Origin of the sequence: Roseovarius sp. M141, from assembly GCF_024355225.1 — a bacterium.
GTDB lineage: Bacteria > Pseudomonadota > Alphaproteobacteria > Rhodobacterales > Rhodobacteraceae > Roseovarius.
This window is the reverse complement of the sequence record NZ_VCNH01000008.1, coordinates 3,606,578-3,619,663: the sequence shown is the minus strand read 5'-3', so window position 1 is coordinate 3,619,663 and position 13,086 is coordinate 3,606,578. Positions and strand designations below refer to the sequence as shown.

The window sequence follows — 13,086 nt, the reverse complement described above, 5'->3', positions numbered from 1 at the left end:
TGAACCGGCCTTTGGCGGCACGCCCGCCAGGCATCCCTTTGTCTTTCGTCCGCAACAGCGGCGACCCATGTGGAATGGACCCATGACCAAGCAAACCCTAAATGCGCCCAGCCCGGCGCTCTATCGCGCCATTTGGCGTTGGCATTTTATCGCAGGACTCGTCGTCCTGCCCTTTGTTCTCATCCTCGCGGTGACGGGCGGGATCTACCTGTTCAAGGACGAAATCAACGACGCCGCATACAGCCGACTACGCTTCGTAGAGCCGGCGGCGACTGCCCCGCTTTTGTCTTCGCAAATCACCGCCGAAGCGCTGGACGCGCACCCCGGTACATTGAAGGCCTATACACCCGCCGCAGCATCAGACCGTAGCGCCGAGGTTGATATTCTGGGCGCGGACGGGCTGAAGACCACGCTCTACGTCGACCCCTACACCGGCGAGGTGCTTGGCAGCCTCTGGGATGCCGGCGCACCGGGCAGTCCTGCCATGTATGTCGTGCGCAAACTTCACTCGCTTGAATATGTGGGCTGGATCGGTAACCGGCTGATCGAGATGGCTGCCGGGTGGATGGTGCTGTTGGTTGCCACGGGCATCTACCTCTGGTGGCCGCGCGGGCGAAAGGTGGGCACCGTGTCGATCAAGGCCAGCCGCGGGCGTCCGTGGTGGCGGGATCTGCACGCGGTCACGGGGCTCTACACTGGTGGCTTCATCGTCTTTCTTGCGATGACCGGGTTGCCGTGGTCCTCGGTCTGGGGCGGAAAGTTCTACGAATATTCCTATGCGCTGGGCATCGGGATGACGGATGGGTATTGGTCGAAACTACCGGTCTCGACCCAACCTGTGTCAGATGCCGTGGACCGCGCCCCGTGGATCATGGAGAATCAGCCGATGCCGCTGTCCGGGGCGGCTGATGGCGTCCCTCAGAAGCTGGATACCGTCGTGGCAAAGGTCGAGGATCTCGGCATCGTGCCGGGTTACGCGATCTCCATGCCGAACGGACCGGAGGGCGTCTTTACCGCTTCGGTCTATCCTGACGACATCACCTATGAGCGGGTGATCCATCTGGACCAATACTCCGGCGAGGTGCTGTTTGACGCCGACCTCGCTGATCTTGGCATGCTGGGGCGCTGGGCGGAATGGGGCATCAGTGTTCATATGGGGCAGGAGTGGGGGCTGCTGAATCAGATTGTCCTGCTGCTGGCCTGCGCGGCGATGGTGATGCTGTGCTGCTCTGCGGCGGTCATGTGGTGGAAACGCCGCCCGTCTGGCGCGCTTGGTGTGCCGCCGGTGCCGACGGACTGGCGGATTCCGCGCACGCTGCTGCTTATGGCCGTGGCAGCCGGAATCTTCTTTCCGTTGGTGGGGCTGTCGATGCTGGTGCTTGCCGCTATCGAGATCGTGTTGCATCTGTCAGGCCGCCGCCTGCGCACGGCGTAAAGACACGGGCGCCCGGCTGTCACCGGGCGCCCACTACGGGAGGGTTGTCCGTCAGCCGTCCCTGCCGATTTCGCGCAGCGCCGCCAGCAACTGCGCCACTTCCTGTTCGGTGTTGTAATGGCACAGCGAAATACGGATGCAATCGGGCAGGCCAAGCGGGTCCAGCACGTTGCCGCTATAGTGATCCGCCTTGCGGGTGTGGGTGCGGATGCCCTGATTGTTCAACAGCGTCACGACCTCGGCAGAAGGCGTGCCCGCTACCACGATCGAAACCAGCCCTTCGCGTGCCGGGTTGTCCGCCCCGGCCAGGATCGTCACATGCGCCATCTCGCGTAGTCCCGGCAGGTTGCCGGTGCCGTTGATCATCGCATCGGTCAGATGGGTTTCATAGCTTCGGATCGCGCGGCCTGCGGTATTGATCCGGGCGCGCGGATCGGTTTCGGTCGAAACCTCGCCGCCCAGCCAATCGAAATAGCGGACCACATCCGAGATCGTGGCATAGGCGCCGGTGTCGCGGGTACCCAGCTCCCATCCGGTGGTCGGGGCATTGATCAGCATGTCATGGGGCAGCGCGCTCAGCCGGTCTGAAATCCACGCGATGCCAAAGCCGTGTCGCGAGAACATCTTGTAGGGTGAAATCGCGTAGCCATCCACGTCATAGGCGTCCAGATCCATCTGGCCGTGGGCCGCGTGCTGGATACCATCGACGATGATCAGACACTCTGGCGCCACCGCGCGGATCGCGGCGGAAATCGCCGCCACGTCCATGCCGATACCAGTGACGGGCGAGGCATGCAGGATCGTGGCCACGGCCACATCCGGTGTCATCAGCCGCGTGTAATCCGCCGCCGTGACCCGCCCGGTCGCATCATCATGCGGCACGTTCACATAGGTCAGCCCGGCGATATCGGCCCAGCGGCGCGCTGCACTGCGGCTGGCCGGGTGCTCGATCGAACTGCCCAGCACCCGGGCACCTTTGGGCGCGTTCACACAGGCGGTACGGATCATCCGGAACAGCAGTTCGGTGCCGCTTTCCCCGGCGAAAAATTGCCCCGACGAGGCGTTCATCAAAACCGCCAGATCGGCCTTGGCGGTGTTGATGGTGTCAACCAAGGCATGGGCGGCGGGGTTATCGCGCCCCTGATTGTCGGGAATGGCCGCATATTTGGCCGATGTGTCGACCACGGATTTCAACGTCAGCGCGCCCCCCGCATTTTCAAAGAAGATACGCGGCCCCTGAAACGGACAGGTGTCCACATGGGCAAATCGGTCGCGGATCGCGGCAATCAGATCGGGTCGCTGTTGGATCATCTTCAGGTCCTGTAATTGAGATTTATCACGCACGGATGATGCATGTCATAAGTTCAGGTTTGCCATGGTTCAAAGCGTTTCGCCTTAAACTTGAGGCACTCATTTAAGGCGAAACGCGTGTAATGCTAGCATGTCGCGGGCGTTTCGAGAAAAGCAGTGATTCAGGTTTTTCGCGAAACGCTTTAGCAACGGTGGATGCGGGCGCGGGGCCTCCGCGCGCTGCCTTCCATTCGGAAGCGGAACGAACGGCGAAATCCACGCCCCTGCGATCTGCCCGGTGGGCCGAGAGCCTAGAAAAACTTCAAACGATCATTCAGCGCGAACAGATCGGGAAGGCCGGTCAGAAGCGGCGCTTCGGCACGACTTGGGGCGCCACATTCGATCGACAGAAGAATCGATTCCGGACTCAAGGAAGCCGTGTTGGCGTCACGCAGTGCCGCTTTGACCCAATGCATATCGCCCGTAAGCTGATGCAAGCGCAGGCACGCAAAACCGTGGTGGATCGGGTTTTGTGGCACCTCAGCTGCAAGAGCGCGGTCTAAATATGTCTCGTCCTGATAGATGTCATAGGCCAGTGACCAGAGCCATATTGAGCCACCTCTCAATCGATCCAGCTGCTCTCTTGTATCGGACGATTGCGCTAGAACACTGGATCTCTGAAGCTCAAGTTTTGCATGTAGAACGCTTTCATCTCCCTCGGTTCTTGCAGCCGGGCTGCCAAGGCTGGCTTTGGTAAATGTCAGCATCGTATCCGCGTCGATGGGGCGGTCTGTGGCCCGGCCCCGAACTAGATGCGCAATATGCATCAACATTCGCGGATTCCACGTCCTGCGGTCACGTAATTCGGCCGTGAGTGTGGCCACCGCTTCGGCCTGGTCGCACCAGTCGGACCTTGCCCCGGCGACCTGCGCCGCGACGAACGCCGCCTCCCATCCAGGGGCTGCGCGCGCGCACGAGATGCTGGCCAGTGCCGCTAGGTCGGCATCGGCGCCGACGATGGCGGCGCGCAAACAGAGCCAGGCCATCACATGTGGCACGCAGCCGTCCAGGACGACACCGGTGCGCAAAATTTCGAAGGTGTCAGCTGGCACGCTTGCGGGCGCATTGCGGGGCGAAGCGCCGGCTGTCCTGAAAGCGCGCGAAAAGGCCGCCGTGTCCGGATAGCGATCAGCCGGATCCTTGGCCAATCCACGTCGCAGGACTGCTTCGATGCGTGGCCAAGAGTCAACTCCCTGTGCGGCGAAGGGCAAGGGCCTGTCTTTGACGATACTTTTCAGTATCTTGGTGCTTTCTGCCGCACCATGCATCGGATACACACCGGCGATCAGCAGATAGGCCAAGGTGCCCAACGCGAATTGCTCGCCAAGCGCAGTTGCGCCCGGTGGAAAGCTCTCATGAAGAATTGCCTGCGCCATCTGGGGGTCGTAAAAATAGGGAATACCGGTCCGCGTCAGGTCTATCGCCGGTGAGTCGGCCGAGAGCGTCGCCTGACCAAAGTCCAGGATTGTGATCTGATCGCGCGCATCGGCGATCAGATTGCCGGGATGAATATCGCCATGTGCGATACCACGTGCATGGAGCGCGGCGTATGCGTCCAGCAGCCCGGCGACCAGCCGAAACAGTCGGCTTTTGTCGCCCGATGCCCGTGCTGTCTGTGATGCGACAGAAATCGGCACCCCGCTCCGCCACTCCAGCGCCAGCCATTCCCGCCCCTTGCTTTGCCCCTGCTTCAGAAGCCGTGGGCTGCTCTGCCCGTCGAGCAGTGCCAGAAACCCCGCCTCCTTGCGCAGGGCTTCGCCGGCGCGTCCGTCCCGTGCCAGTTTCAGCGCGACTGCCGCGCCTGTCTCTGTGCGGCCGTAGAAAACCTCGCTGTCGTTCAGCGATCTGACCAACCGCTCGATCCTGATGCCGCAAAAGGTCTGACCGGACCTGAGGCTGGGAACCAGCGTTTGTGCGTCGGCCTCGGTTCCGGCGAGCAGGATGCGGCCCCCGATCAGGGTCGAAATCCCGTCAAATACCATGTCCAGAATCTCAAGCGGATCTTGCTCTTGCGCCCGACTGAACCGCATCACGGCTTCGGTCACGAGGCTTTCGACACGGAATTCTTCCAGAAGGGCGGCCATCGGCGCCGGGACCAGACGCGTTGTGGCGCGAAATCCGGGTCTTGTGATCACGACGGCGGTTTCATCAACGGCACCCAATTTGGCCCGAAGCGACGGGGATAAATCGCACACAGGTAGTAGTTCTGCGTCAGCTGGCAGGATGAACCGCGTCTTGGACAGGTCCAGGCCGTTCATTGCGTGGCCAAGAACGTGTCAGGGCCTACGGTCCAGGTGGTTGGGTCAACACCGATTTCAGCCATCCTGCCCCAAACCGATTCAATGCGGCTCTGGCCGAAACCGAGGGGGACGACCAACGCCTCGGCAAGGCGATGGGTCACCCAGGACCGCCAACTGACCGCAACGCTTCCCACTGGTGGATCGATGCCCCAAGAAAGCATCCCGTCAGGCCCAAGGGCGGTGGTAAATGGCACACCCTGAGCCGGAGATCGGCCAAGTCTCTTGCGCAAAATTGCCGCGACTGTATGCAAATGGTCCACATCGTCAAAGTGGGCGACGATCTTGTCCGGGCGCAACAGCCCGTCCAGTCCACGCCCCACCTTGAAAGCACGCACCTGCATTGCATCAAAGACCTCGGCAAGGACCGGGAAAACAGCAGCCAAGGCTTCTGGCTTGGGACTTATGTAAAGCTTGCAGGTCGCCCCGGTGCCAAGGGGCGCCGTCACGCGCGAAAACCCAAGCCAGCCGGGATAGGTCGCGACCTCGTAGTGGTGTTCCAGCATCCCTCTTGCCCTGCCACCTTGGGATAATTCAAGCACCGCCATCGGATGGTCGCCCGACCCAAACGCCATTTCCTGCATGACCCCGCGCGGCGCCGTGCCATACCGGTACAGCCAGCGCGCTATCTTCGGCACGTCGCTTGGCGGCAGAGCGGTCGCCAAGGTCAGCGCGCGCAGCGACAGGTTCGCAATCTGTCCCGGCATCCCGATTTCACCCGAGCGATTTCAGGGCTTTTTCCAGATTCTCGCGAACAATTCCGACCTCGTCTCTGTTCGGGCTTCTGGCCCGTACCGCCGAATCGACAAATTTCATCGTTTCGGTCAGTTGCTGGCGCAGACGCGGAAGCTCCGTCACCTGATGGACGTCACGGCCGATGTTCACAACGGGCGTGATCGGTGTCGGGATCGTTTCCAGCGACGTTCCTCCGCAATTGGGGTCGGGATATCCGACCGACCCTTTTCCCGCCGACGCATATGCAGCACTTGCGACCACGGCCGCGCCAATTTCGAAAATGGCCGTCTGAATTGCAGAATTGGCGTCGGGGGCGCCCTTAACGAAAGCGCGACCGATTGATTTCAGACCCTGGCCTGACGCAAGCGCCTGCTGAATGGTGGCCCGGACCGTTTCGATCGTCCCCATGTTCACCAAGACGCTGGCGACCGGTGAAATCGGCGTGGGTGGGGTTTCGTCATCCGGCCCCGGCAGCCAGGTGTTTCCACGGCTGCCTCCGCCAATGCTGATGACGAGGTCTTCGATGATAAAATCGGATCGAGTGAAAGATGTCTTGGCTTGCATGTCATAGCCCCCTTGTGATTGCGGGCACCAGATCAAGCGCCCGACACGCTGCGGGAAATAGGCCAAAGAACAGTTCGTGACCTTTGGCCACGTTAACGACTCGTGACGTTATTATAGCACAACTTAGGGCTGCACGTCTTGTGAATTATTTGACGCTTTCTCGCGACAGGCGAGGCTGGCGTACGAATTCGGAAAAGAATTAATCATTTGAATTTAGAGTGTTAAGCGGGGTGTATGAAGGGGGGTGTTGCATTGTTCCGGTATGTTCAGGCGTCCCGTTTCAGCCCCGATACGCGAGCAGATATTCCCGAGAACACGCTGGTGGGCCGACGCGGGCCTAGATCAGTTTCTCGGCCGCGTACCCATCAACGATGGCCGGTCGAACCTGTTCGGCGTTGATAGAAAGCTGCGCCTGGTTCGCAGGGGTGGCGCCTAAATATCGCTGGGATATCGTGCATATATGTGGTTTCTACCGCGTTCGGAGGGCCTGACCACCATGAAATCGAGTTCAAATCACAGTAGTAAGAGGCATAGCTAGGCGATGGCGATCCTCACTTTTCTGCTGAACCTGTCCGGCGCGATCATGCTGCTGCTATTTGCCGTTCGCATGGTCCGCACGGGGATCGAGCGTAGCGTTGGCGCGTCGTTTCAGCGCTGGCTGACCGAAAGCACCAGCCTGATCGGATCGGGCGCGACGGGCATCATGCTGGCGCTTATCCTGCAAAGCTCGGCTGCGGTGGCGCTGCTGACCTCGGGTTTTGCGGCGGCGGGATATCTGGCGTTTCCGGCGGGGCTGGCGGTGGTGCTGGGGGGCGATCTGGGGTCGGCGCTGATCATCCAAGTGCTGTCATTCCGGCTGGATTGGCTGATTCCGCTGCTGCTGACCGTCGGCGGGTTCCTGTTCGTGAAAACCGAAGGCAGGCGTTGGCGGCAGGCGGGACGGATCCTGATGGGAATCGCCTTCATACTGATATCATTGCAACTTTTGCGCCAGACGATGGAACCGATCAAGGATAGCGCATTCCTGCCGGCCATTGCCCAATACCTTGCGCGCGATTTCATCACCGCGTTTCTGGTTGGCGCCGCGCTGGCCTTTATCATGCATTCCAGCGTGGCGGCGGTCCTGATGTGCGTTACGCTGGTGCATATTGACGCGATCCCCTTTGCCGCCGGTCTGTCGCTGGTTCTGGGGGCGAATTTGGGCAGTGCGGCGATTCCCGTTTATCTCACGCGCGGCATGGATCTGGAGGGGCGGCGCATCCCTATCGCCAACATGATGCTGCGCGGCACTTGGGCGCTGGCGGCGTTGCTGGTGATCAACCTCGGGTTCGATCCGTCGCATCTGCTGATCGTGTCGCCCGGTCAGTCGCTGATCTACGCGCATATCGCGTTCAACCTGTCGCTGTTGATCGTCGCGCTGCCGCTGTGCCGCCCTTTGGGATACCTCATGCTGGCGATGCTGCCCAGCCGTGTGCATGCGGCGCCCGATCGCCACGACGAAATCAGCGTTCTGGATCACGGCGCGCTGGAGGCGCCGCAAATGGCGATCGCCAGCCTCAAGCGCGAGCTTTTGCGCATGATGGGGCTGGTCGAGCGGATGTTCGAGCCGATTCAGTCCCTTTACGACTCCGGCGACAAGGTCGGCATGCGCGCGGTCAAGCTGCAGGACAAGGCGGTCAATGCCGCGCTGCTGGACATCCGCCGATACGTCGCTGCCATCCCCATCGAGGCCTACTCCAAGGGCGAGGCCAAGACAGTGCGCAGCCTGATGGAATACGCCATCCGGCTGGAGGCGGCGGGCGATCTTCTGGCCGGGCAGTTCCTGCGTACCGCTGCCGAAAAATCCGATCAGCAAATCACGCTTTCGGCCGAGGGCTGGGCCGAGCTGGTCCATATGTTCGAGGCCGTGCGCGCCAATTTCCGGCTGGCCGGAAATGTACTGATCTCTGACGATCTGGAAAGCGCGCGCCTGCTGGTCATGGAGAAAACCGAGATCAAGCAGGAAGAGCGGCGCAGCCGCAAGCGACACCTGCAACGTCTGTCGGACGGGCGCGCGGACAGCTTTCAATCCAGTGATGTGCATCTGGAAACGTTGCGCGCGCTGCGCGATCTGAACGGCCATATTTCCGCCGTGGCCTATCCGATCCTGTACCGCAACGGCCAATTGCTGGAGACGCGGCTGATCCGCAACATTCAGGACGAAGCAGAAGACTGACAGCCTGTTGGGGACGCAGCGGGCCGACATATGATAGATTTTTCCTATGATGTGATAGGGTAAATCAATTTCATTTGTGGGCCGGATCTGTCACAGTCCTGTTGCAATGCCGCCATAATACGAGCGTGCAGCAAATCAGCCGGGTCAGCGCCCGACGCAACAGAGGAGACTGCCATGAATTTCAAGGTGAAAGGCGCGCTTGGCGCGTTGACCGGAATGCTGATGGCCACCACCGCCATCGCCCAGACCGAACTGACCGTCTATACCGCCGTCGAGGCCGAGGATCTGGCCCGCTACGCCGAACGCTTTAACGAGGTGAATCCAGACATCACGATCAACTGGGTCCGGGATTCGACCGGCGTCGTCACGGCCAAACTGTTGGCCGAACGGGATAACCCGCAGGCCGACGTGGTCTGGGGCCTTGCCGCGACGTCGCTGTTGCTGCTGAAATCCGAAGGCCTGCTGGAGCCTTACGCGCCTGTCGGTATCGAGAAGCTGAACCCGAAATTCGTCGACAAGGACACACCGCCTGCATGGGTCGGGATGGACGCATGGGTCGCCGCCGTCTGCTTCAACACGGTCGAGGCCGAAAAGCAGGGTCTGGCAAAGCCCACCTCGTGGAAGGATCTGACCGATCCACAATACGCGGACAAGATTATCATGCCGAACCCCAATTCGTCGGGCACAGGCTTCCTTGATGTGTCGAGCTGGCTACAGATGTTCGGCGAAGATGACGGCTGGGCCTACATGGACGCGCTGCACAATAATATCGCGCGCTACACCCACTCGGGCTCCAAGCCGTGCAAGCTGGCCGCGTCCGGCGAGATCCCGATCGGCATTTCCTTTGCCTTCAGGGGCGCGAAATCCAAGGCCGACGGTGCGCCGATCGACATCATCGTGCCGTCCGAAGGCGTCGGCTGGGATATGGAGGCGACGGCCATCGTTGCGGGCACCGACGATCTGGAAGCCGCGCAGAAGCTGGTAGATTTCACCGTCACCGAGCGCGCGATGGAGATGTACAACGTCGGCTATGCCGTGGTTGCCATTCCCGGCATCGCACAACCGGTCGAATTCTTCCCCGAAGGGCTGGAGGAGGCGATGATCGATAATGATTTCGAATTTGCGGCCAACAATCGGGCGGGCATCCTCGCAGAGTGGCAGAAGCGCTACGACGGCAAATCCGAAGCCGAATAGGCAGATAGCGAAGGGCGGCATCGGTCGCCCTTCGTCTCTCCTGGCCCAGAAATACTTTCAAAAACCTATCCCAAGATAAGGACGATCCCGACGTGCCCGAGGTGATGGCTGCAGCCCCTGCGTATTTGAAGATCGAGAATCTGTGGAAAGCCTTTGATGACTTTCTGGCGCTCAGCGACGTGTCGCTGGACATTTCAGAAGGCGAATTCATCTGCTTTCTTGGCCCGTCCGGCTGCGGCAAGACCACGCTTTTGCGCGCCATTGCGGGGCTGGATCTGCAAACGCGCGGCTCTGTCCATCAGGCTGGTGCGGACGTGTCGAACCTGCCGCCGTCGCAGCGCGATTTCGGTATTGTGTTCCAGTCCTACGCGCTGTTCCCGAACCTGACGATCGAGAAGAACATCGCCTTCGGTCTGGAAAATACCGGCCGCAAGAAGCCCGAGATCGCCGCGCGGGTCAGTGAGCTTCTGGAGCTTGTCGGGCTGGAGGAGCAACGCAAGAAATATCCCGCGCAATTGTCGGGCGGGCAGCAGCAGCGCATTGCGCTGGCGCGTGCCATCGCCACCAACCCCGGCCTTTTGCTGCTGGACGAGCCTTTGTCGGCGCTGGATGCCAAGGTGCGCGTGCATCTGCGCCACGAGATAAAAGAGCTTCAGCGCAAGCTGGGCGTGACCACCGTCATGGTGACACACGATCAGGAAGAGGCGCTGTCGATGGCCGACCGGATCGTCGTCATCAATCATGGCAGGGTCGAACAGATCGGCACGCCGACCGAAATCTATCGATATCCCAGCACCTTGTTCGTTGCCGGGTTCATCGGCGACATGAACCATTTCGACGCGGTCGCCACAGGGCCAGAGCGCGTCACCTGCGGGCAGGCGCAACTGGAATGTGCGCCGCATGCCATAGGGCAGGGCGCCCGCGCGGTCATGGCGATCCGCCCCGAGGATGTGATCCCCCACGGTGCCGAAGCGGACGCCTCGGGCGAGGTCGAGACGCAGGCCAACACGCTGGATGTCGAGGTGACAGATATGGAATTTCTCGGCTCTTATTGGCGGTGCCATCTGGCCAGCGACCATTTCGGGCAGGGCACGCTGATCGCGAATTTTTCGATGAACGCCGTGCGTCGGCTGGAGCTGAGCGAAGGCAAGCGCATGATGATCGAACTGCCGAAAAGCCGCGTCATGGTCTTTGACGCGACCGGGGGCTGAACGATGGTGGAGTCAACCCCGATGCACGCCCGATCGAAAATGCCTGTCGGCGGTGCGATCCGCGGCAAGCTGAGCCGCGATGACATAATGATGCGCGCAGGCATGATAGTGATCGCGCTTTACCTGGTCGTGACGCTGGTGATGCCGCTTTATGTCATGTTCTCGAAATCCTTCTCGACCTATCGGTTTGATCTGTCCGTGTTCGAATTTCAGGTCTCGGACGAGGCCGGAACCTTTGACGGCAGCGTGTTGAACGGTGCCGTGCTGAACGAACAGATGGCGGCGTTTACGCCGGACGATCTGAATACCAATGCCGATGGCCGTCTGGGCGTGACCAAGCTTTTCCCCGATTTCAGCTTTCGCAGCCCGGTGGAGTACCAGATCCGCAGTATCGCCGAGGATGGTCGCTATCTGGTCGGATCGAGGCTGCATACCGGGACCGAGTGGCAGCAGCTGGACAGCAACACGTTTCGCCGCGTCACGCTGAGACCCGTGAAATCGCGCGGAATTTCCAACTTTGTCGAATATTTCTCGACCCCTGTGCTGTCGAACTCGATCAAGAATTCGCTGCTGATCGCGGTCATCAGTACCGTTGTCACTGTCGGTCTGGCGTTTTGGTTCGCCTATGCGCTGAACCGCAGTTGCATGCGGTTCAAGGGCGTGTTTCGCCTGATTGCGATGATGCCGATTCTGGTGCCGTCGCTTTTGCCGGGGATCGCGCTGGTGTATCTGTTCGGCAATCAGGGGATGCTGAAGGAACTGCTGTTCGGCGCCACGATCTATGGGCCGATCGGCATCGTGATCGGGTCGGTCTTCTTTACCTTTCCGCATGCGTTCATCATCATATCGACCGCGCTGGCGATTTCAGATGCGCGGCTTTTCGAGGCAGCGACGTCGCTGCGCGCGTCGCCATGGCGGACCTTCTGGACCGTCACCATCCCCGGCGCGCGCTACGGCCTGATTTCGGCGGCGTTCGTCGTGTTCAACCTCGTCATCACCGATTTCGGCCTGCCCAAGGTGATCGGCGGGCAGTTCAACGTGCTGGCGGTCGACATCTACAAACAGGTCATCGGCCAGCAGAATTTCGAGATGGGCGCGGTGGTGTCCGTGGTTCTGGTGATCCCGGCGATCCTTGCCTTTGCCATCGACCGCATGGTGCAGTCGAAACAGGTCTCCTCGCTGTCGGCCAGATCGGTGCCGTTTCAGCCAAAGCCGAACCGCCGCATGGACCGGCTGTTTCTGCTGTATTGCACGCTGATCGCCATCTTTATCGTAGGAATTATTGCGATCTGCCAGTTCGCGGCGCTGGTCAAGTTCTGGCCCTATGACCTCAGCCTCAGTCTCAGGAATTTTCGCTTTGACCGGATGGATGGCGGCGGGTGGGGGGCCTATTACAACTCGATCAAGCTGGGATTGCTGACGGCTGTGATCGGCACGGCGGTGGTGTTCTTTGGTGCCTATCTGGTCGAGAAATCCAAGGGGTTCAAAACCGGGCGGGCGATCTTTCAGGGTTTCGCGATGCTGCCGATGGCCATTCCGGGGATGGTGCTGGGCCTTGCTTACATCTTTTTCTTCAACAACCCCGACAACCCGCTGAACATGATCTACGGGACGATGGTGATCCTGGTGGTGTCGACGGTGACGCATTTCTACACCGTCTCGCATTTGACGGCCGTGACCGCGTTGAAACAGATGGACGGCGAATTCGAGGCGGTGTCGGCGTCGCTCAAACAGCCTACGATGAAGCTGTTCGCGCGGGTCACCGTGCCGGTGTGCCTGCCTGCGATCCTGGATATTTCGATTTACCTCTTCGTCAACGCGATGACGACGGTGTCGGCTGTCGTGTTCCTGTATTCGCACGACACTGCGCTGGCTTCTATCGCGGTGCTGAACATGGACGATGCGGGCGATATTGCCCCGGCGGCGGCGATGGGGATGATGATCTTTTACACCAATGCAGGCGCGCGGATCCTTCACCTGATCGCATCGCGCGGTATTCTGGGGCGCACGCAGGCCTGGCGCACGCGCTAAAGCGTTTCGCGAAAAACCTGAAGCACAGCTTTTCGCGAAACGCAGTGCAACATA

The 13,086-nt window shown here is 60.5% G+C and carries 9 protein-coding genes; 5 read left to right on the top strand and 4 right to left on the bottom strand.

Annotated elements, in window-relative coordinates; translation table 11 throughout:
- Window positions 1–82 precede the first annotated feature (82 nt).
- Window positions 83–1,435, top strand: coding sequence for a PepSY domain-containing protein (locus tag FGD77_RS21655; protein WP_255013958.1), 1,353 nt, complete (start codon window positions 83–85; stop codon window positions 1,433–1,435).
- A gap of 51 nt (window positions 1,436–1,486) precedes the next feature.
- Here FGD77_RS21655 and FGD77_RS21650 read toward each other — a convergent pair whose 3' ends face one another.
- The 4 genes from FGD77_RS21650 to FGD77_RS21635 form a co-directional block, all read right to left on the bottom strand.
- A complete protein-coding gene (locus FGD77_RS21650) occupies window positions 1,487–2,746 on the bottom strand; it encodes an aminotransferase class V-fold PLP-dependent enzyme (protein WP_255013956.1) in 1,260 nt (419 codons plus the stop codon).
- Window positions 2,747–3,036: 290 nt separating this feature from the next.
- Window positions 3,037–5,043 (bottom strand): phosphotransferase, encoded by a 2,007-nt coding sequence (locus FGD77_RS21645; protein ID WP_255013954.1) that lies wholly within the window; start codon window positions 5,041–5,043, stop codon window positions 3,037–3,039.
- On the bottom strand, window positions 5,040–5,789 hold the full coding sequence (locus FGD77_RS21640; RefSeq protein ID WP_255013952.1) for a hypothetical protein: 750 nt from the start codon (window positions 5,787–5,789) through the stop codon (window positions 5,040–5,042). The genes FGD77_RS21645 and FGD77_RS21640 overlap by 4 nt, the downstream gene beginning before the upstream one ends.
- 7 nt (window positions 5,790–5,796) lie before the next feature.
- Window positions 5,797–6,381 carry a hypothetical protein gene (locus tag FGD77_RS21635; protein WP_255013951.1) on the bottom strand — a complete coding sequence of 195 codons (585 nt, stop codon included), beginning with the start codon at window positions 6,379–6,381 and terminating at the stop codon, window positions 5,797–5,799.
- Window positions 6,382–6,922: 541 nt separating this feature from the next.
- On the opposite strand from FGD77_RS21635, the gene FGD77_RS21630 reads away from it, so the two are divergent.
- The 4 genes from FGD77_RS21630 to FGD77_RS21615 all read left to right on the top strand — a co-directional run bounded on the left by FGD77_RS21630 (window position 6,923) and on the right by FGD77_RS21615 (window position 13,032).
- Entirely contained in the window at window positions 6,923–8,596 is a 1,674-nt protein-coding gene (locus tag FGD77_RS21630) for a Na/Pi cotransporter family protein (protein WP_255013949.1), read from the top strand.
- 174 nt (window positions 8,597–8,770) lie between these two features.
- Window positions 8,771–9,790 (top strand): putative 2-aminoethylphosphonate ABC transporter substrate-binding protein, encoded by a 1,020-nt coding sequence (locus FGD77_RS21625; RefSeq protein WP_255013948.1) that lies wholly within the window; start codon window positions 8,771–8,773, stop codon window positions 9,788–9,790.
- A 92-nt stretch (window positions 9,791–9,882) separates the two neighbouring features.
- Window positions 9,883–11,001 carry a putative 2-aminoethylphosphonate ABC transporter ATP-binding protein gene (locus FGD77_RS21620; RefSeq protein ID WP_255013945.1) on the top strand — a complete coding sequence of 373 codons (1,119 nt, stop codon included), beginning with the start codon at window positions 9,883–9,885 and terminating at the stop codon, window positions 10,999–11,001.
- 3 nt (window positions 11,002–11,004) lie between these two features.
- The gene (locus tag FGD77_RS21615; protein ID WP_255013941.1) at window positions 11,005–13,032 is read left to right on the top strand and encodes a putative 2-aminoethylphosphonate ABC transporter permease subunit; all 2,028 of its coding nucleotides are present in this window, start codon (window positions 11,005–11,007) and stop codon (window positions 13,030–13,032) included.
- Window positions 13,033–13,086 lie beyond the last annotated feature (54 nt).